Source organism: Novosphingobium sp. BL-S-21 (assembly GCF_055521655.1).
On the sequence record NZ_CM145496.1, the window covers coordinates 278,727 to 300,206 of the forward strand.

Below are 21,480 nucleotides of genomic sequence, written 5' to 3' on the forward strand. Positions count from 1 at the left end.
GAAGAAGATGTCTGCATACCAACCGGTTCGGGCGCTCAGGGGCGCTTTCGCCGCGACTTGCGCGGGCGCCGCGCTGCTGGCCCTGGCGCCAAGCACGACAGGCGTTGCCGTCGCTGCCGCGGCCCGCCCGGCCACTGTCAACGCCATCAGCCGTGCCGACAAGGCGGAAGGCGCCAAGGCGCACCCCGATCTCCTCGCCGAATTCGGCGGCGCCGTGACCGGCCCTCAGGCCAGTTATGTCGAGCAGGTCGGCAAGAACATCGCAATCCAGTCCGGCCTTTCGAACGCGCGCGGCGACTTTACCGTCACGTTGCTGAACTCGCCGGTGAACAATGCCTTCGCGATCCCGGGCGGCTATATCTACGTCACCCGTCAGCTCACGGCCCTGATGAACAACGAGGCGGAACTGGCCGGGGTGCTTGGGCATGAGGTCGGTCATGTCGCCGCACGGCATTCGGCCAAGCGACAGGAAGCCGCCTCGCGCAACCAGTTGCTGGGCGTACTGGGATCCTTGCTGTCGGGTGTCCTGCTGGGGGACAGCGCTTTCGGCAGGCTGGGGCAGCAACTGGCCTCACAGGGCTCGCAAATGCTGACGCTGAAATATTCGCGCAGTCAGGAGCTGGAAGCGGACCGGCTTGGCATCACTTACCTAAAGCGGGCGGGCTACGATCCGCGGGCCATGGCGACCGTGCTGGATAGCCTCGCGCGCCAGACGGCCCTGGAGGCGCAACTGCGCGGCACATCGAATCAGGTTCCGCAGTGGGCCTCAACGCACCCGGACCCGGCCTCCCGCGTGCGCGATGCGCAGGCCCAGGCAGGCGCCTCGGCGACGGGCATGACCAACCGCGACGAATTTCTCACCCGGATCGATGGTCTGGTCTACGGCGACGATCCCAAGCAGGGAATTATCGACGGCAACCGTTTCACCCATCCCGAGCTGCGCCTGGCGTTCCAGGCGCCCGAGGGGTTCTACCTCGTGAATGGAACCCAGGCGGTTTCGATCAACGGCGATTCGGGGAAGGCGCAGTTCTCGGGCGGACCGATGGGGACGGGACTGGATGCTTATATCCAGACCGTGTTTTCCAGCCTCACCGAATCAGGGCAGGCGCGGATCGTGCCGTCCAGCATCGAGAGCGCGAACGTGAACGGCATTCCGGCGGCCTATGGCGTGGCGCAAGTGCAGGCGTCCAGCGGTCCGGTGGATGTGGCCGTGTTCGCCTACGACTTCGGCGGCGGCAAGGCCTATCACTTCCTGACGATCACGCGCGTCGGCGGCGCGGGCGCGTTCAACGCGATGTTCAAGAGCATGCGCCGGATTTCCGCAGGCGAGGCGGGCCAAGTCAAGCCGCGAAGGCTGGCGGTCGTGACTGTAAAGGCTGGCGACACCGTGCAGTCGCTGGCATCGCGCATGGCGTACAGCGATGGGGCCGTGGAGCGGTTTCTGGTGCTCAACGGACTGGGGAGCGGTGCGCGGCTGGTTCCGGGGCAGCGGGTGAAGCTGGTGACGTATTGAAGCCTAGTTTCGGTAATTGCCAGCGTTGTCCTGAACTTATTTCAGGATGTGTGCCGCACAAGACGCCGCGGTTCATGGCCCGCGGTGGATCCCGAAACAAGTTCAGGATGACGTCGGCTAAGGTAGATCGCGGCGTTGGCCTCAAACATACGACTTATAAAAAAGGGCGGCAGGTTTCCCCGCCGCCCTCTAGAATTGCTTATGGAGCTATTATTCGCTCTCAGATGCGGTGTTGCCGCCTTCGATCGCGGTCGAGGTCTTGGTGAACGTCGTCTTAAGGTTCGAACCCAGGCCCTGCATGGCGGCGATCGCGGCGACGGCGATCAGAGCGGCGATCAGGCCGTATTCGATTGCGGTGGCGCCTTCTTCGTTGCGGCGCAGCTTGGCGAGAAACTTCATGTCATGTCTCCTGAATGAAAGCAGTCTTGTGTACCCGGTCCGCCCCGCCAGGCACTCGCTTCGGCGCTTTGGACAGATTGGGATCTAGGCTGGAAGTGTTGAAAAAAACTTAAACAGAGAAAGTAATTACTGACCGGATGTAGCCGCTGCAGACTTATCACTGACGGATGCCCACAAGGCGATCGTTTCCGATGCAAGGCTGTTGAGCGCGACAAGTATGGCAAGGACGATCATGGCCAGAATCAGGCCATACTCTATTGCAGTGGCGCCATCTTCATCTCGAAGAAGGCGGGCAAGAAATGATGATTCTGTCATGAATACTTGCAATGCCCCCAATCATTGATTGAATTAGCGACTTAGCGTTAAAGAGTTCCTAAAGGAGGGCGTTTCCCTGGAAAATTTCCTTACACCCTTGCTGGTCGTCGCCGTGGCTCTGCTACGCGCGGACGGGCGCGTGCTGATGCAGCAGCGGGCTCTGGCGTCGCAACACGGCGGGCTCTGGGAGTTCCCCGGCGGCAAAGTCGAGGCAGGCGAGACGCCCGAGATGGCTGCCGCGCGAGAGCTGCATGAAGAGCTGGGCGTGGCGCTGGCGCCGGAAGCGCTCATGCCGGTGGGCTTCGCGAGCGGGCCGGGGAGCCTGCCGTCCGGAGACGAGGCTGCCAAGGTCAGGGCCAAGAGCGGGGGCGGCCGTGCCATCGTCATTCTTCTTTATGCGTGCCGTGCCTGGGAGGGCGAGCCGGAGGCCCATGAGGCCGAAGCGCTGGGCTGGTACATGCCCGGCGAGATCCCGGGTCTCGACATGCCGCCGCTCGACTATCCGCTCGCCGCAGCCTTATCCACAATCTTGGCGCAGAACGCGATATAGGCGTTGACGGCAAGGCGAAGCGCTCCTATTGGCGCCTCTCCAACGCGCCCGTAGCTCAGCTGGATAGAGCATCAGACTACGAATCTGAGGGTCGGACGTTCGAATCGTTCCGGGCGCACCATTCTCCTTCGGGGGTATGGTCTTTGGTTGGAGAATGACATTTGCGCCCGTAGCTCAGCTGGATAGAGCATCAGACTACGAATCTGAGGGTCGGACGTTCGAATCGTTCCGGGCGCACCATTCTCTCCTTCGGCAGGGAATGGCACCACATAGGGCAAATTGTGCGCCCGTAGCTCAGCTGGATAGAGCATCAGACTACGAATCTGAGGGTCGGGCGTTCGAATCGCTCCGGGCGCACCACTTGCACCAATGCACTGAAAACCCCGCGGAGCCTGGCTCCAGCGGGGTTTTTCGTATCTGCGATACCAGGCGGGCTGAGAGGCCGGATCAGACTGAAACGAAAAAGGCCGGAAACGCAGCTGCGCTCCCGGCCTTTCGATCAGATTGCCCTCAGGCGATTACTGGCCGCTGGGGGTCTCGCCCGCGGCGGCAGTGGCCGAGGGAGCAGCCTGGGCATCCGCACCCGGCTGGCCGCCGGCGCTGGCCTGCAGCTGCGAGTTGAACGCCGTGGACGTCATGCCGAGCGTCAGCGACTTGTCTGCGCCGAGGCCGAAGTAGGACTTCTTGAGCTGGGCGACCGAGCCGTTGTTGAGCGCCACGAAGACGTCGTCGCCTTCGACCTTGCTCACGGTGCCGAGAACGACGCCGTCGCTGCTCTTGATCGGCTTGTCGGCCACGAAGGCGGTGGCGAGTTCGGCGCTGCTCTCAGCCTTGGCGCCGTTCACGGCGGCTTCGAGGTCGGCCTTGTTCATGCCGATGGTCAGGCCCTTTTCGCGCATGGCGAAAGCGGTGCCGGGCAGGCCGGCGCGGGCCGTGCCCGTGTTCACGGTGACGACACCGTTCTGGACCGCTTCCACGGTACCGACTTCGGAGCCATCGGGGGCATAGACCTTGGCACCTACCGTCGGGGCGGCGGTGGCGGCAGCAGCCGTGCCCTGAGCCATGACGGTCACCGGGGACAAGGTCGCGGCGGCGATCGCGGCGGCGATGAGAGATTTCTTCATGGCATACTCCTTCTCGATGCGGGAACCGACCCAACGGTTCCGGCTCGGAGGCTTCCGACGCGCAATCGCTGCGGAAGCGTGAATGGTGGTCCGGAAAATTCACGACCCGGACGATTTGTTCCAACCCGAAAGCTGGAAGCCCGTTCCGCGTGGGTTAGCACTGGGAAGGAACGGACTTTGACGGTGCATGTTGCACACTTGCAACGGAATGGCCGCTGAACGGTGCCGGATCAACCGTCAAAGCGGCTCTTTTTTACGGTGAAGTGGCGGAAATCGGCCATTCGCAGGTTTCAGGGGCGGCGGGTCGTGTCACATGTCGGACAAATGCCCTTCGGAACATCCCTCGATCTCAACCCTTGATCGCGGGCGACGGCTGATCCAGCAAGGTAAGTGATGATACAAAACTCGGCTAACGGGGGAGGCCAGGACCCAGCGGCTTCGCCATCGGTCTGGCGCTACGCCATGGCGAAGCGCGCCTATGTGGTGATCGACGCGGCCGACTATTTCGAACTGATGCGCGGCGTGATGGAAGAAGCCCGGCAACGCATCTTCCTGATCGGCTGGGATTTCGATTCGCGGATCCTGCTCGCCTCGGGCCGCCGCTGGTGGCAACGCGGGCGGCGCCAGAAATTTCCCGCGCGGCTCGGTTCCTTCATCATCTGGCTGGTCAAGTCGAACCCCCGGCTGGAGATCCTGCTGCTCAAGTGGAACATCTCGCTCGTGAAGTCGCTCTTTCGCGGGACGATGGTCTTCGACCTGATCCGCTGGGCGCTGCAGGCGCGAATCGATTTCAAGTTCGACGGTGCGCATCCGATCGGCTGCAGCCACCATCAGAAAATCGTGGTGGTGGACGATGTCTTCGCGGCGTGCGGCGGTATCGACATGACTTCCGATCGCTGGGACACCCCGGACCATCTGCCCAAGGACCCTCGGCGCCGCCGCCCGACCGGAGGGCTCTATGGCCCCTGGCACGACGTGACGATGGTGATGGAGGGCGAAGTGGCCGCCGCGCTGGGCGAATTGGGGCGCGAGCGCTGGAAGGTTGCGGGCGGTGCGGAGATCGCGCCTTGCGTGCCGCAGGACTTCAGCCCCTGGCCTGACAAGCTCCGCGCCGAATTCGAGAATGTGGAAGTCGGCATTGCCCGGACCCGCGCCGAATATGGCGAGTGCCCCCAGGTCAGCGAGATCGAGGCCCTGTTCGTGGAGCAGATCCGCCGCGCCCGCCGCTTCGTCTATGCCGAAACTCAGTATTTCGCCTCGCGCGCGATAGCCGAGGCGATCTGCGAACGGCTGCTGGAAGACGATCCGCCGGAGTTCCTGATCGTCAATCCGCTGACGGCGGACGGCTGGCTGGAGCAGGTGGCGATGGATACCGCGCGCGTCGAACTGGTGCGGACGCTGGGCGAGGCGGACCGTGCCGGTCGCTTCCGCATCTACTATCCGGTCGCCGCGGACGGCACGCCGATCTATGTCCATGCCAAGCTCATGATCATCGATGACGAAGTGCTGCGGGTGGGTTCGGCGAACATGAACAACCGTTCGATGGGGCTCGATTCCGAATGCGATGTCTTCATCGATGCGGCGCGGCCTGCCAACGCCCATGTCTCGCCGGCGATCGCGGGTTTGCGCCATCGCCTGCTCGCCGAGCATTGCGGCGTGACCGAAGAGACCATCGCCGAGGCGCTGGATCGCCATGGCTCGATGCTGGCGGCGGTCGAAAGCCTTGTGCCCACGGGCAAACATCTGGAACCCTTGCCCTTGAAACATCTCTCCGAAGCTGAAAGAGCGCTGGGTGAAAGTGCTCTGCTCGACCCGGAACGACCCGGAGAGATGTTCGAGCCGATCGAGCGGCGCGGTCTCTTCCGCCGCAAGGGGCAGCTCATGCGGCTGCGCCTCATGGACAGATTGCGAAGGAGTAAGAAGGGATGAGCAGCCTTGACGGTCCCGACGAGGACAACCCGCTGGGCAAGCCGGCCGTCCCCGACCATGTGCAGCAGGCCATCCGCACGCTGATCGAGTGGGCCGGAGACGATCCCGCGCGCGAAGGGCTGATCGATACGCCCAAGCGCGTGGCCCGCGCCTGGAAGGAATATTGCCAGGGCTATGGCGAGGATCCGGCGATCCACCTCAGCCGCGTGTTCGAGGAAGTGGGCGGCTATGACGAAGTGGTGCTGCTGAAGGACATTCCCTTCCAGTCGCACTGCGAACACCACATGGCGCCGATCATCGGCAAGGCGGCGATCGCCTATCTGCCCAAGGACCACGTCGTGGGCATTTCCAAGCTGGCCCGCGTGCTGCACGGTTTCGCGCGCCGCCTCCAGATCCAGGAGCGACTGACCGCCGAAGTGGCGCAGTGCATCTGGGACCATCTCCAGCCGCAGGGCGTGGCGGTGGTGATCGAGGCCAGCCATGCCTGCATGACCGCGCGCGGCGTGCGTACGCCGGGCGTCAGCATGATCACCAGCCGCATGATGGGGACTTTCCTCGACGACGAACGCAGCCGCAAGGAAGTGCTCAGCCTGATGGGCTACTGAGCCGGGCATTTCGGCCACGCTGAGCGCGGCCTTGTCCGGTGCCAACGTTCGGGATAGCCGTCCGAACCCGATTATCCCCGCTTCCGCAGCGCAGGGGGCTTGAACAGCCTCTCGCGCTGCGGTGAAGGAAAGCGCGTGCCATGCAGGTGATGGGCATGCGCGGGGCATGAGCCGGGGGACAAGGTGAGCGGACGGATCGAGACGAGCGAAGGACGGCCGGTCGCCGCCGCGGCCCCCACGGCCGAAGCCAGGACGACAGCGCAAGTGTCCTGGGCGCATTGGGCCGCGGCGCTCGTGCCGGCGGCAATGCTCGCCGTGCTGCTGCTCCGCCGGGTCTGGGATGTCGACATTTTCTGGCAGCTCAAGCTGGGCGAGATCATCCTTGCCCATGGCGGCCCGATCTCGCGCGAGCCCTTCGCCGCGCTGCATCTGGGCGAGCCTCTGCCGGCCATCGGCTGGCTGGCGCAGGCCAGCATGGCCTTCGTTCGCGCCATCGGCGGCTGGGACGGGCTGCGGATCTACGATTCGCTATGCTGGCTCGGCGGGTTCTGGGCGGTCGCGGCTGCCTGCCGCCTGCGGGGCGCCTCCAGGCTGGCGGTCGCCGCCGCGCTCGTGCTGCCGTTCATCGCTGCAGTCGAGACGGCCAGCATTCGGCCGCAGAGCTACGCCTCGCTCTGTTTCGGTCTGCTCCTGGCGCTGCAGCGCCTCGAATTGCGACCGCTCCCGGCCATCGCGCTGGGCGTGCCCTTGCTCCTGCTCTGGCAGAACCTGCATCCCTCGGTCAGCGTCGGCGCGCTCGCATTGGGCATCCAGACGGCCCTTGGCCTCCTTGCCTGGCTGCGCGACCGCAGCCGTCCCTTGCCAATCGGCCCGGCGATCCTGAGCCTGGCCGCGATCGGCGCGGTCTTCGCCACGCCTGACGGCGTCTCGATCCTGGCCATTTCGGCGAAGAATGCCGAGATGAGCCTTGCGATCGGCGCCAGCGAATGGCGCCCGCTCTGGATCGAGGGCAACTGGACCAACGCCGTGCCGGTCCTGGCCGTGGCCATCGTTGCCCTGTTCCTTGTCCTGCGCCAGCAGGAGCGCCATGAGCTGCGCGAACTGTTGCTGGCGCTGGCTCTCTTCATCCTGACGGCGACTGCCTATCGCTTCGTGCTGTTCTGGGCCCTTGCGCTCGTTCCGGTGATCGCGCGGGCCATGACGCGGGCCGTGACAGGGAGCGAAGAGTGCGGGAGCACCCAACGCGCCGCGCCGCGGGGTCTGGCCGCAGCCGCCGTGCTGTTCGTGGCGGCGATCACGCCGATCGTGGCACCGACGCGCTTTGCGCCTACTCTGCCGCTCGGCGCCATCGCTTATCTGAAGACGCTTGACGTACACGGCACCATCTACGCCGATTTCCCTTATGGCGGCCCTGTCATCGACGCGGGCTGGCCGGCCTGGCACGTCGCTTATGACGGTCGCTACTATCGCTACGCGCGCGAGGAGTGGCAGTACAACGGCGGGATCGAGAACGGCTACGTTCCCCTCGTCGACGTGATCGCCAAGTGGCATCCGGCCGCGTTCCTCATCCAGGAGGAGCACAATGCGCCGCTGGCGGGGGAACTCGCCCGGTCGCGGCGCTGGCAGCGGGTCTATCGCGGGCCGGACGGCGTGGTCGTCTATGTCCCCCGCCGCCCGTCGCAGCGCCGCTAGCTCTACTTCGGCGCGTGGGGCTCGCCGCCCGAGAAGGCATCGGCGATCGAGCAGGCGGCTGGGCCGAGAATGACGATGAACAGCGTCGGCAGGATGAACAGGATCAGCGGCACGGTCATGATCGCGGGCAGTCGGGCTGCCTTTTCCTCGGCGCGCATCATCCGTTCGTTGCGGAATTCGGCGGATAGGACGCGCAAGGCCGAAGCCAGCGGCGTGCCGTAGCGCTCGGTCTGGATCATGGTGGTGACGACGCCGCGCATGGCGTCGAGATTGACGCGGTAGGCAAGGTTTTCGAATGCCTGCCGGCGTTCGGTGAGGAACGACAGTTCGATCGAGGCGAGCGAGAATTCCTCGCCCAGTTCGGGATAGGCGCGGCCGAGTTCGCGGGCGACACGGTCGAACGCTGCGTCGACCGTCAGGCCGGCCTCGGCACAGATCACCAGCAGGTCGAGCGCGTCCGGAAGGCCCTTGCGGATGGCGTCAGTGCGCTTGGTGACCATGTTCTTGATGAAAATATCCGGCCCCTTGTAGCCGGCGATCAGCATCCCCGCGAAGCCCATGAACTTCTTGAAGCTGCTCCATTGCGGGAAGTAGTCGATCCCGTAGATCACCAGAGCAGCGGTGCCGCCCATCAGGATTGGCGCGACGAGGCGCGCGAAGACCACCGCGACCGCCCATTCCTTGTTGCGGATGCCGGCCTGGGCCAGCTTCTGCTCGATGGTGCGAAGCTGGCTGTCCTGCAGCATCTTCAGCTTGCCGAGGAAGGCGCCCATGCGATCGGTCGTCTCGTTCCTGCGCACGACGCTCTGGCGCTTGCGCGGGGCGGTGGCGATCCCGGCCTTGAGCGCTTCGCGGCGCTGGTTGAGCGCCTTGACGCGCTTGGCCATGGGATCGCGCACGGTGACCGCGGCATAGATCGCCAGCAGCACGGCCGCCGCCGCGACGGCCGCGAGCAGCGTGCCGACCATGATGACGTCGAAACCGAGAAGGGTGGGACCGGCAGGTTGGTTTGGCATCGGACCGTCTATCTTTCGCTCAGATCTCGAAACTGACCATCTTGGCCATGATGAAGGCGCCGATGCCCATCCAGACCGCGCCTCCCATGCCCGCCACGATCAGGCGGTCGTCCGTGAAGAACTTGCCGATGTAGCCGGGGTTGATCCACCAGATCATGCCGAAGACGATGAAGGGCAGGGAGCCCACGATATAGGCCGAGGCCTTGGATTCCGAGCTCATGGCGCGGATCTTGAGCTTCATCTGCGAGCGCTTGCGCAGCACGTCGGACAAGTTCGCCAGGGTTTCGGCCAGGTTGCCGCCGGTCTCGCGCTGGATGGCCAGCGTGATGCAGAAGAAGGCGAATTCCGGGATGTCGAGACGGTCGGAAGTGTCCTGGAGGGCATCCTCCATGGTCTTGCCGATCTTGATGCGTTCGGTGACGAGCTTGAACTCCTCGCCCACCGGGCCGGGCACTTCCTTGGCGACGACGCCGAGCGTCTCGGTGACCGGCAGGCCCGAGCGCAGGCCGCGTACAAGCAGTTCGATGGCATCGGGGAACTTGGCGTTGAACGCGTTGGTGCGCCGCGAGATGAGCTTGTTGAGCACGAAATGCGGAATGCCCGCGCCCATGAACAGCCCGAAGGCCAGCGCCAGGATGAGCGCCTTGGTCTTGAGCAGTACCAGCAGCGTGACGAAGAGGCCGACGCCGCCGGAAACGTAGAGGTACTGGTTCAGCGACCAGCTCACGCCCGAGCGGTGCAGGCGCAGGGCCAGGGCGTCGATCCGCGAGCCCGAACCCGCGGTCTTGTGCATTTTCGGGCGGCGCGCAGCCACGGCCTTGCGCATCTGCGCCTCGACGCGGTCGGTCGTGCTCTGCGAATGGCGGTAGCGCACCGACTTCAGCCGGCGCGTCGATTCCTTGGCTGGCGAAGGGCCGGAGAAGGCGACCCAGACAAGCGCCACCGCGCTCGTCAGGCCGATCGCCAGCAGCAGCAACTGCATCATGTTCATGGCTGCTTTTCGCCCCTTACGTGGCCCCTCAGCGGGGGGCCGTTTCCTTCTTCGCCGCGGCCTTGCCCATGAAAGCCTTGAGGTCGAGCTTGCCGAGCAGCGAAGGCTTGGCGGCAGGACCACCCGGTGCCGAGCGGGCCTCTCCGGTCTCTTCGAGGATCAGGCGCGACAGGTCGCGGATTGCGGCACCGGCCCGGTTGGTGCGGTTGGTGTCGGCGAATGTCTGGCCCAGCTTCGCGGCCATCGATGCGGCCTTGAGGTCGTAGGGGATGGCAATCTGCACCGGGGTTTCGATCGAGGCTTCGAAATCGGCCTTGGTGATCTCGGCCAGGCTGGGCTGGATCTTGTTGGCGACCACGAGCACGCGGGCATGCGGGGCATGGGCCTTGAGCCAGGAGAGCATGCGGATCGTATCGCGGGCCGAGGCCAGCGTCAGTTCCACGACCAGCACGACCACGTTCACATTGGCCAGAAGCTGCGGGAAGTTGATCAGCATGTTGCGCGGCAGATCGATGACCGTCATCTCGAAGGCCTGGCGGAATTCTTCCTCAAGCTGCACGAAGGCCGCGCCGTCGGTCATCAGCGGCGTGCCGATGGGGGCTTCGGCCGAGAGGATCGCCAGGTTGTCGTTGGCGCGGATCATCGCGCGTTCGATGAACAGGCCGTCGATGCGGCTGGGGTTCTCGATCGCGTCGGTCAGGCCGCGGCCGGGCTCAAGGTCGAGGCAGAGCGCGCCGGTGCCGAAATGGATGTCGAGATCGAGCAGGGCGGTCGGCAGCTTTTCGTCCGCGCTGAACAGCCAGGCAAGCGATGTCGCCAAGGTGGAGGCACCGACACCGCCGCGCGTGCCGATCACGGCCGTGGAAAGGTGGGACTTGGCCGCGCCGGGCTCATGGCCGCGCGGGGCCGAGAACACGGCCTGCGCCTGCGCCAGCGTATCGCGCACGGTGCCGGGGGAGAGGGGCTTGAGCAGATAGTCCTGAATGCCGCTGGCCAGCAGGTCGCGGTAGAGGCGCACGTCGTTCACCTGGCCCACCGCGATGACGACGGTGCCGGGCTCGCAGACTTCGGCCAGAGCATTGATGTCGTTCAGCGGGTCGCCGCTTTCCGACAGGTCCACCAGGAGGATGTTCGGGCTTGCGGTGATCGACAGCGACTGGACCGCGTTGCGCAGGCCGCCCTTGTTGCACTTCTCCGGCTGCCAGCCCATTTCGAGCGCAATGGGGCGCAGCACGTCGAGCGATGCCTCGTCGCACATATAGGCGGCGAACTGGTCGCGGCCGCCGGGGCCGCCGGATTTCCAGGGTGCGTTCATGGCTCAGTTCGCCTTGCTGGAGGTGGCGGCGACGGTGTTGCCGCCCGTGGGAGTGGCGCTGCGATAAGCCTCGATCGCCTTGGACGCGCTCATGACGGTGGTTTCGCCGGTCGACTGGGCGCCGTGCACCAGGTCTTCGGGATTGGCGACCATGGCCGCGATATTGGCATTGGTGGCGCAGCCGTAGTTGCTGGTGAGGCCGTTGTTGGGATTGAAGTCGTTATGGGCGGACCAGTCCGGGCAACCCGGCACCGAAGCCTTGGTGCGGGCGACGACGATCCGCGCATTGCCGGCATCGACATAGCCTTCAGTGACCGGCGCGCCCTCGGTGAGGATCAGGCCATAGCGTCCGGCCACGGCTTCCACGGCGCTGCGGACGCCGGGATTGCCCGAGGGATCGTCCACGAAGATGCGGTCGCCGTATTTGAGGCCCATGGCCTCGAACCAGCCGGCCAGCCGTCCCTGCTCCCCGGACCCGAGGCCCGAGCCGTCGGTGCGCACGTCCAGCGTGTAGTTGACGCGCTCGATCACGGGCTGATGCACGCTGTTCATCGAACGGTTGGTGGGCATGCCGCCGCAACCGGTAAGGAGGAGGCCGAACGAGAGGACGAGCGAGCCGGCAGCGAGACGGCCGAGGCCGGGACGACGCGCGATCTGGTTGGACATCGGGTTCATCTTTCTCAGTTCAGGCTGAAGCCGGGGCGAACGGCGGTATCGGCGGCCGAGCGCTTGCCGGACGTGGCGGGCGCGGTGGAGGCATCGCTCGCTCCCGGGGCGGCAGCGGCGCCGCTCACGGCTTCCGAGCGCTTCTTGCCGCTGGTGCCGTCGTTTTCCATGTTGCCGAGCAGGCGCTGCAAGTCGTTCGGGGCGTTGAAGCCGTCGGTCGGCAGCGCGATCTGGGAGGCGTCGACCGGATTGACGAGGTAGGGCGTCACCACGATCACCAGTTCGGTCTCGCCGCGCTTGTAGCTGGTGGAGCGGAACAGCGAACCCAGGATCGGCAGGTCGCCGGCGCCCGGCAGCTTCTGGATGGTATTGGAGGAATTGTTGCTCAGCAGGCCGGCGATCATGAAGCTCTGGCCGGAGCCGAGTTCCACGGTGGTCTCGGTACGCCGCACGGTGAGGGCGGGAACCTCGTAGCCATTGAAATTGACGGCGCCCTGACTCGACAGTTCGGAGACTTCCGGGCGGACGCGCATCGAGATGCGGCCATTGGCGAGGACGACCGGCGAATAGCTAAGGCTGACGCCGTATTTCTTGTATTCGATCGACGTGGTGCCGAGCGCCTGGCTGATGGGGATCGGATATTCGCCGCCCGCCAGGAATTCAGCCGTTTCGCCCGACAGCGCGGTCAGGTTCGGCTGGGCGAGGGTGGTGACGAGGCCGATGGTCTCGCCGGCGTCGAGCGAACCGAGGATGTTCACGCCGAACAGCTTGCCTGCCGCAGCCAGCGTGCTGCCGGCCGTGTTGGTGGTGACGCTGCTGCCGGGAACCGTCGTTCCATCGGGCAAGGTGATGGAGACGTCTCCGCCGACACCCATGGCGCGGCCGGGATGGAATTCGTTGACGGTTCCCTGCCCGATGCCGAACTTGAAGCCGCCGGTGCCGTCGATGGTGGCCATGTTCACGGCCAGAGACTTGACCAGCGAGCGGCTCACTTCCGCGATGCGGACCTGGAGGTTGACCTGCAGCGGGGTCGCCATGCGCAGGCGGCTGATGACATTGGCATCCTTGCCGACATAGGCCTGGACGAGGCGCTCTGCTTCCGCGGCGTCTTCCGGGGTCTTGACGGTGCCGGTCAGCAGGAAAGTGCTGGAACCCATCGTCGAGACGCCGATCTTCGCTTCCGGCATGGCCAGGCGCAGCATGGCGTCCACGCTGTCGAGGTTCGAACCGACGCGGATGGTGGCAGACCAGATCACGGCGCCTGCCGCGTTGCTGGCATAGACCGTGGTGGTGCCGCCGGCCTTGCCGAAGACGTAGAGCTGGCGCGCGGACTTGACCTGCACGTCGGCCACCGCGTCATTGGCAACGAAGACGTCGGCCATGGCGCCAGGCACGTTGATGAGCTGGCCGTTGCCGATCGACAGCGAGAGGTCCTGCGCGGGATGGACGATCGACTGCGCGCAGGCGGGCGCGGCGGCCGCGATCGGCGCCAGCGCGCAGGCCGCGATCAGCAGGGACTTGAGAAGGCGCGGTTGCATCGTGAGACCCTTCGTCGGATGGATGCGCTTTGCGGAGAATGCGTTCTGCGGGCGGGTCATCAGTGGCTGCCGACGGGTTCTTCGGTCGTGTCCTTGCCGCGCGTGACGCGCACGACGGGGCCGGTACGAACGGGCGCTGCGGAAGCGGTCTGGGGGGCGCCGACGACCGGAACGGTGCGGGCCGCCACTTCGGGGCCGGTGGCCGGGCGGCTGGAGCGCTGGAAGCGCGAGACGTCACCGCCGGTCATATAAGTAGAGGTGCCTTCGATGGGGCGGTTCATGGCATTGCGCATGAGCTGCTCCTCCTGTTCGCGGGTGGCGCCTTCCGGCACCTTGACGTCGCCGCTGGCGAGGATGCGCTCGAATTCGCCCTGGTTGTCGGCGATGGCGCGCAGCGAGAGGCTGAGCGTGCCGATTTCCTGCGCCACGGCCACCTTTTCGGCAATGCGCGGCGTCACTTCGAGCGTGACCGTGCTGAAGGCGTGGACCACCGTCTTGCCGTCCACCACTTCGTTGTCGGTGGCCTGGTCGGTGGCGAGTACGCGCAAGTTGCGCAGGATCGTTTCCGATGCGCGCAGGGCCTGACCGCCGTCGTTGCCGGTGACCTGCTGGGTGAGCACGAGGTCAACGTGGTCGCCGGGGAAGACGAAGCCGCCGACGCCGGTCTTGGCGGAGACGGGAATGGTCACCGCGCGCATGCCCGGCCCGAGGGCGGCGGCCAGGAAGCCGCGGTCGCCCGGCGCGACGAGGGCGCCCTGGGTTACCGGCTGTCCGGCGGTGATCTGGAAGCGGACCACGGTGCCGAGCAGCTTCTGCATGTCGGCCTGACCGTCGATGAAGTAGGCATCCTTCACCAGCTCCTTCGGCCAGTCCTGATAGGAGACGGCGTCGGCGGTGATGATCGTGCCCACGGGCAGGGCGCGCTGGGCGACGAGGACCTTGGGTCCGGTCGGCTGGGCGGTCGCCACGGCCTGCGCCTGGGGCGCTGCCGAACCGGCGAACATCGAGCGGGCGCCCATTGCCGTCACCACTGCTATCAGCAGCGCGGCAACCAGCAGCACCAGCTTCTTCCTATCCATGTCTAAGCGACCCCCTGAAAGCCCTGGAGCGGCAGGCGCCGCCCCGAAGGCCGAAATGCGGCGTCAGAAACGCCCTGTGCGAAACCCCTGCGCCCGAAGTCACTGCGTTCGTGACTGGGCAAGTGTCAGTAGAATCGCGTAAAATGGTTAAAATCGAGTTCATCGAACAAGCGCGCTGGAAAGCACCTGCTCGCCCATCACCCAGAGCGCCGCCGCCGAGATGGCCACGCCGTAGGGAATGGGCAGGCGCGACTTCTGGCGGCGCATGATGTGGCGGAAGCCGAACAGGAACAGCGCGACCACGGCCAGCGCGATGAGTGCCAGCAGCCACGCCTGGGGAATGGCAGCGTGCACGGCGCCGAGCTGGTCGGGTGAGATCACCGGGCGGTGCATGGCCAGCGCAAGAACCACCGCGCCCGCAGCGAAGACCCAGCCCAGGGCGACGATCCAGCCGAGCGCGTCGCGCATCGCCTCGCCGGGCCGCCGTTCCATGTTGAAGGCGGCCATGGCGATCGAGGCTCCGCCGCCGATCATGGCCATGAGGACGATGACCTGGCCGAAACCGGCAGGCGCAAACCACAGCGCCAGCGCGGTCAGCAGCTTGACGTCGCCGCCGCCCATCTGGCGCAGTGCAAACAGCAGGCATGCGACGACAAAAGTGATCAGCGCCAGGCCAAGCTGCCAGGCCATGTCGGCCCAGCCCAGCCCGATCGACCACCACCAGAACGGCGCGGCCAAGGCAATCGCGAGATTGAGCGTATTGTCGATCTCCCGGCGCTTGAGATCGGTGAAGGCTGCGACAAGCAGGGCGATTGCCAATGCCAGCAGCAATGCATACGAAAAGGCTCCGCCCGGCATTCGTGAGTTCCCCCTTGGCCCGGGGCACGATCTATCGGACATCGCTTACCAAACAGTAACCACAGTATCGAGGCCGAGCTTAGCCCCATGACTGCAAAATCGTGACCATTCAGGCAACCGAGAGCGAGCCTGTGCCCGGCGAAGGCATGCCGTCCCCCGCCGAGATCGCGCGGCTGGCGGCGAAGGCGCGGCGGGCGATACCCGAAGGCGTCGTCGAGAGCTTCTGGACCGGGCCGAGCGGACCGGAGCCGCTGCGCCGGATCGACTGGCCCGCCCATGCTGCGGGTCTGCCGCAGGCGCGCGGATCGATCCTGTTCCTGCCGGGACGCGGTGACAGCTATGAAAAGTGGCTGGAGACGCTTGAGCAGTGGCATCTGGAAGGCTGGGAAGTCAGCTCGATCGACTGGCGCGGCCAGGCGCTGAGCGGACGCTTCGGCTTCGACGCCGCGACCGGCCATGTCCCCGACTTCGATGTGTGGATCGAGGATCTCGCCGCTTTCTGGCGCGGCTGGGCGGCGGACAAGCCGGGGCCGCATGTGCTGATCGGTCATTCGATGGGCGGGCATCTTGCCCTTCGCGCCGTGGCGCAAGGCAAAGTCCGGCCCGATAGCCTGGTGCTCTCGGCGCCGATGCTGGGCATTCACCCCGCCTGGCTGCCTGCCGGGCTGCTTCACGCGGTGGCGCGTGGGATCGCCGGGCTCGGCGATTCGCGGCGCCCTGCCTGGAAGCACAGCGAGAAACCGGAACTCCTGCCGCAGGCCCGATCGCATCTGCTCACGCATGACAAGGGTCGCTATTCCGATGAGGACTGGTGGCGCCAGCGCCGGCCCGGCATCGCCATGGGACCGGCAAGCTGGGGCTGGATCGAGCGGGCGCTCGCCTCGATTCGCCTGCTTGAGGCGCGGGGGGTGCTGGAAGCGGTCGACCTGCCGGTGCTGCTGTTGGCCACCCGGTATGACGGGCTGGTCTCCTGGCCGGCGATCCGGCGTGCTTCCCGCCGTCTGCCGCAGGCGGAACTCCTGGCTTTCGGCTACGAGGCGCGCCACGAAATCCTGCGCGAAGCCGATCCGGCACGCGATCGGGCACTCGCGGCCATACGGGACTTCCTGAACCGGACTGCGCGCGTTAGGGGCTGAAACCCTTATGGATGCGAGGTTCGATATCGTCATAGTGGGCGCCGGCATGGCCGGTGCCTCGCTGGCCGCCAGACTGGCGGACCATGCGCGGGTTCTGGTGATCGAGGCCGAGGAGCGCCCCGGCTATCACGCCACCGGCCGTTCGGCCGCGTTCTGGACCGAGAGCTATGGCGGCCCGCGCGTCAAGCCGCTGACGACGGCATCGGGACCGGAACTGCAGCGGCTGGGCGTGCTGACTCCGCGGGGCGCGCTGACCATCGGCCGAACCGGGCAGGTGCGCGACATCGCCGCTTTCGCCGAGACTTACAGTGCCGTCGGCATCGACGTTTCCATTCTGAAAGCTCCCGAGGTCGCCGCGCGCATCCCCGATCTCCGTCCCGAATGGACGTGCGGCGTGCTGGAGCCGAGCACTTGCGACATAGACGTCGCCGCGCTCCACCAGCACTACCTGGTCGAAGCGCGCAAGGCGGGCGTCGCCTTGTGGAGCCGCGCCGGGCTCGCTGCCGCCGAACGTGGGCCGCAAGGCTGGTCACTCACCCTTGCCGATGGCCGCCGCCTTGGCTGCGACGTGCTGGTCAACGCTGCGGGCGCCTGGGCGGATACGGTGGCGAGCCGGGCGGGCGCCCGGCCGCTCGGCATCGCGCCTTATCGGCGCACCATTGCCCAGGTGGCGATCGAGCCGGCCGCGCCGGACACGCTGCCACTGGTCCTCGACGTGGCCGGCCAGTTCTATTTCAAGCCCGAAAACGGCCGCCTCTGGTTGAGCCCGCATGACGAGACGCCCAGCGCGCCCTGCGATGCTGCGCCGGAGGAAATCGACGTGGCGCTTGCGGTGGACAGGTTCGAGCAAGTGGTCGATCGCCCGGTTCGCCGCGTCGAGCACCGCTGGGCCGGGCTGCGCTCCTTCGCCCCGGACCGGCTGCCGGTCTACGGTTTCGATCCGGCAGATCCGGCCTTCTTCTGGTTTGCGGGGCAGGGCGGCTTCGGCATCCAGACCGCCCCGGCCGCGGCGGAACTGGGCGCCGGGCTCCTGCTGGGCCGGACGACGGGGGGCGAAGTGGATCCCGCCCCCTTCGCGCCGGATCGGTTCGGACGCTAGGCCAGGGCGCCCGCCGCAGGCTTCGTTCCGGCGGGCATCACTCGTTGTTTTCCGCATCGCCGACCCGTGCCGATGCCTTGCGGCCGGGCGCGACGAAGTGCCATGCCAGCAGCACCGGTTCCAGCACGGCCATGCCCACGAAGATGCTGACGAGGCGGTGCACGGCGGGCATGATCTGCGCGTCGGCATAAGAGTCCGGCACCAGCACCACCAGCACGGCGAGCGTGAACTGGAGCCCCAGATAGGTCACGTTCGGCAGGCCGTTTTCGATATGGCGCCCGATGACGATGCCGAGGCAGGTGCCCGCCACGAGCACCGCGGTATTGCCCTGCGCGACCAGCAGGATCGCCAGCGACAGGCCGCCGCCCGCAAGGCAGCCGAGCGTGCGCTGGAACAGGCGGCGCGTCACGGGCACGAAGCCGCTCGCGCCGATGCCGCTGACCGGCACGATCATCACGGCCATGACGGTGACGGCGGCCTGCGCCATCTGCGGCAACTGGAACACCGCGTGCAGCACGGGGAGCACGGCGATGGCGATACCGGCCTGCGCCGCGTGGCGTGCGGCGTGAGGGTGCCATTTCATCCGGTCCGGCGCGGGCTTGCGTCCGGCTAGCCACTTCCTTCCCGTCAGGGTCGCCGCCGATAGGCTGACGATCACGCAGGCCAGGGTGCCGGCGATCACTTCCAGCAGGCGGGTCTGCGCGAAATGTATGGTGTCGAGGTCGGGATGCTCCAGCTTGTCGAGCAGGATCATCTCGAAGGTCAGGCCGAACAGCAGCCAGGCATAAGCGCGCCGCGCCGTGATCATGCCGTAGAGGCCCACGGCACCCACCAGCGCCGCGCTGGCCATGGCGAGCGGAAGGGCGTGAGCGGCATAAGGCACGATCGCCAGGGCCAGCAGCGAGCCGATGGCCGTGCCGACGATGCGAAGCACGCCGCGCAGTAAAGTCTCGGCGGTCTCGCTCTTGAGCAGGACGAAGGCGGTGAAGGCTGCCCAGGCGACCATCTGCGCGCCGATCAGGTGAGCGATCAGGATCGCCAGCATGACCGAGGCGACGCAGGCCCATTCGTCGGCCATGCGCGGGCCGGGCGTCACCAGGGCACGGGCTTCCTCGCGAAGGCGTTCGCGAAGGACGGGGAGCGGCGGAAACCGGGGCGGTTCGGAAGCAGGCAGGTCGCGCCTCCCTATTTGCCTGCCGCCACCGCCGCGTCGCTGGCCAGCTTGTCCACGCGCTCGTTCTCGGCATGGCCGGAATGGCCGCGCACCCATTCCCAGTGGACCTTGTGACGTGCAACCGCCTCGATCAGGTCATGCCAGAGATCGGCATTGCGCACCGGCTGCTTGCTGGCATTGATCCAGCCCTTCTTCTTCCAGCCGTGAACCCACTTGGTGATCCCGTCGATCACGTACTTGCTGTCGGTCTGGAGCGTGATCTCGCAAGGCTCGGTAAGGGCGTTGAGGCCCTTGATCACGGCCGTCATCTCCATGCGGTTGTTCGTGGTGTCCGGCTCGCCGCCCGACATCTCCTTCTCGTGGACGCCCATGCGCAGAAGCACGCCCCAGCCGCCCGGCCCCGGATTGCCCTTGCAGGCGCCGTCGGTGAAGATCTGAACCTGTTTCATGCGCCGAAGATGCCAGAATTGGCCGGATCGGCATAGAATTCGAGGCGCCGGGCAAAGGCCATCGGGTCCTTGGGGGTGACGAGCGCGTCTTCCGGCGTGTTCAGCCAGTCATAAGCGCGGGTCGCCAGGAAGCGGATGGCCGCGCCGCGCGCCAACAGCGGCAGGGCGGTGCGCTCGGCCTCGGAAAGCGGTCGCACGGCTTCGTAACCCTCGATCAGCGCGCGCGAGAGTTCGGCATCGAACTGCGTGCCGTCGTTGCTGAAGCACCAGGCCGAATGGGTGACGGCGACGTCGTAGGCCAGGATGTCGGTGCAGGCGAAGTAGAAGTCGATCAGGCCGGTGACCTGGCTGCCCAGCATCAGCACGTTGTCCGTGAACAGATCGGCATGGATCACGCCGCTGGGCAGGTCCGACGGCCATTTTCCGGCCAGCTCGGCCAGTTCGCGTTCGACCAGGGCGCCGAGCGCGGGGTCGATCGATTCCAGCCCTTCGCGGCCGCAGTCGCCCAGCAGTTGCTGCCAGGCGGGCAGGTCCAGCGCGTTGACACGGCCATGTCCGAAGTCGGCGGCGGCAAGGTGGATCTGCGCCAGGGCCGAACCGACCGCGCGAACCTGCGCCGCCGAAGGCTCGGAAACCGAAACCCCGGGCAGGAACTCGATCAGCGCCAGCGCCTTGCGGTTTTCGCCTTCGCCAATGAAGCGGTGGCTCGCCCCGTCGCGGTCATGCATGGTGCGCGGCACCGGGCAGTCGCGCGCGGCCAGATGGTCGAGCAGGTCGAGGAAGAAGGGGAGGTCGGCCACATCCGTCCGGCTTTCGTAGACGGTGAGGATGAAGCGGCGCGCGTCTTCGCCCTGCCGGGTTTCGATCAGCCAGTTGCTGTTGGACACGCCTTCCGCGATGCCCTTGGCCGAAATGAGCGTACCGACGCCGAACGTCTCGATGATCGCGGACATCTCTTCCGCGCCGAGTCGGGTATAAACTGCCATGACGAACTGGATTCCTTCAGCGGGCGAGCTGGCGCGGCAGCTTGAACGTGATGGTTTCCTCGGCGGTCACACGCTCTTCGGATTCGACTTCGCGCACTTCCTTGATGCGCGCGACCACCTCGTTCACCAGCTCCTCGGGTGCCGAGGCACCGGCGGTCAGGCCGAGGGTGTCGATGTCCTGCAGCCATTCCGGCTCGATGTCGGTCGCGCGCTGGATCATCACGCCGCGCGAACCGGCGCGCTCGGCCACTTCGACCAGGCGCATCGAGTTGGAGCTTTTGGGTGAGCCGATCACCAGCACCAGATCGCAGTCCGGGGCGATCTGCTTGACGGCGCCCTGGCGGTTGGACGTGGCGTAGCAGATGTCTTCCTGCTTCGGCGCCACGACTTGCGGGAAGCGCGCCTCGATCGCGGCGATGATCGCGGCCGTATCGTCCACCGACAGCGTGGTCTGCGAAAGATAGGCGAGTTCGCTGCCTTCCGGCACGTCCACCGTCGCCACGTCGCCGACCGTCTCGATCAGGGTCATGTTGCCTTCCGGGACCTGCCCGAAGGTGCCGATCACCTCGGGATGTCCGGCATGGCCGATGAAGAGGATGTGGCGCCCGTCCGCGATCTGGCGCTCCGCCTGGCGGTGCACTTTGCTGACCAGCGGGCATGTGGCGTCCAGCCATTCGAGACCACGCGCCGTGGCCTTGGCCGGCACCGACTTGGGCACGCCGTGGGCGGAGAAGATCACGGGTACGCCGTCTGGCACCTGGTCCACGCTTTCCACGAAGACCGCGCCCTTGGCCTTGAGACTGTCGACCACGAACTTGTTGTGCACGATCTCGTGCCGCACGTAGACCGGGGCGCCGTAGATATCGAGCGCGCGCTCCACGATCTCGATGGCGCGATCGACGCCGGCGCAGAAGCCGCGCGGGGCCGCGATCAGAAGGCGCAGGGGCTTGCCGGCGCGGGACGGGTTGGGAGACGGAAAGGGCGCGTTCATGAATGGGCCTCTAGCGCTTTGCCGCTTGCGCCGCTAGGGCAAGCCGACGTCTTCG

Annotated in this window: 21 protein-coding genes and 3 tRNA genes; 10 read left to right on the forward strand and 14 right to left on the reverse strand. The window is 66.3% G+C overall.

Annotation, left to right across the window (positions count from 1 at the left end):
• The first annotated feature begins 7 nt into the window (after positions 1-7).
• Entirely contained in the window at positions 8-1,513 is a 1,506-nt protein-coding gene (locus ACZ1J6_RS09685) for a M48 family metalloprotease (RefSeq protein ID WP_431568007.1), read from the forward strand.
• A gap of 210 nt (positions 1,514-1,723) precedes the next feature.
• Here the strand turns inward: ACZ1J6_RS09685 and ACZ1J6_RS09690 are convergent, their stop codons facing one another.
• Positions 1,724-1,912: a Flp family type IVb pilin gene (locus ACZ1J6_RS09690; RefSeq protein ID WP_465128068.1), complete on the reverse strand. Its 189-nt coding sequence runs from the start codon at positions 1,910-1,912 to the stop codon at positions 1,724-1,726.
• Between the two features lie 126 nt (positions 1,913-2,038).
• Positions 2,039-2,227 (reverse strand): Flp family type IVb pilin, encoded by a 189-nt coding sequence (locus ACZ1J6_RS09695; RefSeq protein WP_431568009.1) that lies wholly within the window; start codon positions 2,225-2,227, stop codon positions 2,039-2,041.
• Positions 2,228-2,324: 97 nt separating this feature from the next.
• On the opposite strand from ACZ1J6_RS09695, the gene ACZ1J6_RS09700 reads away from it, so the two are divergent.
• From ACZ1J6_RS09700 to ACZ1J6_RS09715, 4 genes are all read left to right on the forward strand, one after another.
• The gene (locus ACZ1J6_RS09700; protein WP_465128069.1) at positions 2,325-2,777 is read left to right on the forward strand and encodes a (deoxy)nucleoside triphosphate pyrophosphohydrolase; all 453 of its coding nucleotides are present in this window, start codon (positions 2,325-2,327) and stop codon (positions 2,775-2,777) included.
• Between the two features lie 44 nt (positions 2,778-2,821).
• Positions 2,822-2,898, forward strand: a tRNA-Arg gene (locus ACZ1J6_RS09705).
• Between the two features lie 42 nt (positions 2,899-2,940).
• Positions 2,941-3,017, forward strand: a tRNA-Arg gene (locus ACZ1J6_RS09710).
• Between the two features lie 43 nt (positions 3,018-3,060).
• Positions 3,061-3,137, forward strand: a tRNA-Arg gene (locus ACZ1J6_RS09715).
• Between the two features lie 158 nt (positions 3,138-3,295).
• On the opposite strand, the gene ACZ1J6_RS09720 is transcribed toward ACZ1J6_RS09715, so the two are convergent.
• Positions 3,296-3,901, reverse strand: coding sequence for a hypothetical protein (locus ACZ1J6_RS09720; protein WP_132262253.1), 606 nt, complete (start codon positions 3,899-3,901; stop codon positions 3,296-3,298).
• Positions 3,902-4,294: 393 nt separating this feature from the next.
• Between ACZ1J6_RS09720 and ACZ1J6_RS09725 the strand changes: the two genes are divergently transcribed.
• The 3 genes from ACZ1J6_RS09725 to ACZ1J6_RS09735 all read left to right on the forward strand — a co-directional run bounded on the left by ACZ1J6_RS09725 (position 4,295) and on the right by ACZ1J6_RS09735 (position 8,127).
• Positions 4,295-5,830, forward strand: a complete 1,536-nt coding sequence (locus ACZ1J6_RS09725; RefSeq protein WP_431568011.1) for a phospholipase D-like domain-containing protein — start codon at positions 4,295-4,297, stop codon at positions 5,828-5,830.
• Positions 5,827-6,435 (forward strand): GTP cyclohydrolase I FolE, encoded by a 609-nt coding sequence (gene folE / locus ACZ1J6_RS09730; protein ID WP_132262257.1) that lies wholly within the window; start codon positions 5,827-5,829, stop codon positions 6,433-6,435. The genes ACZ1J6_RS09725 and folE overlap by 4 nt, the downstream gene beginning before the upstream one ends.
• A gap of 183 nt (positions 6,436-6,618) precedes the next feature.
• Positions 6,619-8,127: a hypothetical protein gene (locus tag ACZ1J6_RS09735; RefSeq protein ID WP_431568012.1), complete on the forward strand. Its 1,509-nt coding sequence runs from the start codon at positions 6,619-6,621 to the stop codon at positions 8,125-8,127.
• Positions 8,128-8,129: 2 nt separating this feature from the next.
• Here the strand turns inward: ACZ1J6_RS09735 and ACZ1J6_RS09740 are convergent, their stop codons facing one another.
• From ACZ1J6_RS09740 to ACZ1J6_RS09770, 7 genes are all read right to left on the reverse strand, one after another.
• The gene (locus ACZ1J6_RS09740) at positions 8,130-9,143 is read right to left on the reverse strand and encodes a type II secretion system F family protein (protein ID WP_132262259.1); all 1,014 of its coding nucleotides are present in this window, start codon (positions 9,141-9,143) and stop codon (positions 8,130-8,132) included.
• Positions 9,144-9,162: 19 nt separating this feature from the next.
• On the reverse strand, positions 9,163-10,134 hold the full coding sequence (locus ACZ1J6_RS09745) for a type II secretion system F family protein (RefSeq protein ID WP_134092722.1): 972 nt from the start codon (positions 10,132-10,134) through the stop codon (positions 9,163-9,165).
• 28 nt (positions 10,135-10,162) lie between these two features.
• The gene (locus ACZ1J6_RS09750) at positions 10,163-11,449 is read right to left on the reverse strand and encodes a pilus assembly protein CpaE (protein ID WP_132262263.1); all 1,287 of its coding nucleotides are present in this window, start codon (positions 11,447-11,449) and stop codon (positions 10,163-10,165) included.
• A 3-nt stretch (positions 11,450-11,452) separates the two neighbouring features.
• A complete protein-coding gene (locus tag ACZ1J6_RS09755) occupies positions 11,453-12,115 on the reverse strand; it encodes a CpaD family pilus assembly protein (RefSeq protein ID WP_431568013.1) in 663 nt (220 codons plus the stop codon).
• A gap of 14 nt (positions 12,116-12,129) precedes the next feature.
• Positions 12,130-13,653, reverse strand: coding sequence for a type II and III secretion system protein family protein (locus ACZ1J6_RS09760; RefSeq protein WP_431568014.1), 1,524 nt, complete (start codon positions 13,651-13,653; stop codon positions 12,130-12,132).
• Between the two features lie 59 nt (positions 13,654-13,712).
• Complete coding sequence (gene cpaB, locus ACZ1J6_RS09765) at positions 13,713-14,732, reverse strand: Flp pilus assembly protein CpaB (protein WP_314468177.1); 1,020 nt, start codon at positions 14,730-14,732, stop codon at positions 13,713-13,715.
• Between the two features lie 159 nt (positions 14,733-14,891).
• Positions 14,892-15,590 carry an A24 family peptidase gene (locus tag ACZ1J6_RS09770; protein ID WP_465128070.1) on the reverse strand — a complete coding sequence of 233 codons (699 nt, stop codon included), beginning with the start codon at positions 15,588-15,590 and terminating at the stop codon, positions 14,892-14,894.
• A gap of 146 nt (positions 15,591-15,736) precedes the next feature.
• On the opposite strand from ACZ1J6_RS09770, the gene ACZ1J6_RS09775 reads away from it, so the two are divergent.
• Both ACZ1J6_RS09775 and ACZ1J6_RS09780 read left to right on the forward strand, forming a co-directional pair.
• Positions 15,737-16,726, forward strand: coding sequence for an alpha/beta fold hydrolase (locus ACZ1J6_RS09775; protein ID WP_431568022.1), 990 nt, complete (start codon positions 15,737-15,739; stop codon positions 16,724-16,726).
• Between the two features lie 7 nt (positions 16,727-16,733).
• Positions 16,734-17,825 (forward strand): NAD(P)/FAD-dependent oxidoreductase, encoded by a 1,092-nt coding sequence (locus tag ACZ1J6_RS09780; RefSeq protein WP_431568016.1) that lies wholly within the window; start codon positions 16,734-16,736, stop codon positions 17,823-17,825.
• A 37-nt stretch (positions 17,826-17,862) separates the two neighbouring features.
• On the opposite strand, the gene ACZ1J6_RS09785 is transcribed toward ACZ1J6_RS09780, so the two are convergent.
• From ACZ1J6_RS09785 to ispH, 4 genes are all read right to left on the reverse strand, one after another.
• Complete coding sequence (locus ACZ1J6_RS09785; protein WP_431568017.1) at positions 17,863-18,921, reverse strand: FUSC family protein; 1,059 nt, start codon at positions 18,919-18,921, stop codon at positions 17,863-17,865.
• An 89-nt stretch (positions 18,922-19,010) separates the two neighbouring features.
• Positions 19,011-19,448 carry a ribonuclease HI gene (gene rnhA / locus ACZ1J6_RS09790; RefSeq protein ID WP_132262277.1) on the reverse strand — a complete coding sequence of 146 codons (438 nt, stop codon included), beginning with the start codon at positions 19,446-19,448 and terminating at the stop codon, positions 19,011-19,013.
• Positions 19,445-20,434: a homoserine kinase gene (gene thrB, locus ACZ1J6_RS09795; protein WP_431568018.1), complete on the reverse strand. Its 990-nt coding sequence runs from the start codon at positions 20,432-20,434 to the stop codon at positions 19,445-19,447. The genes rnhA and thrB overlap by 4 nt, the downstream gene beginning before the upstream one ends.
• Positions 20,435-20,450: 16 nt before the next feature.
• Positions 20,451-21,425 (reverse strand): 4-hydroxy-3-methylbut-2-enyl diphosphate reductase, encoded by a 975-nt coding sequence (gene ispH / locus ACZ1J6_RS09800; protein ID WP_431568019.1) that lies wholly within the window; start codon positions 21,423-21,425, stop codon positions 20,451-20,453.
• Positions 21,426-21,480 lie beyond the last annotated feature (55 nt).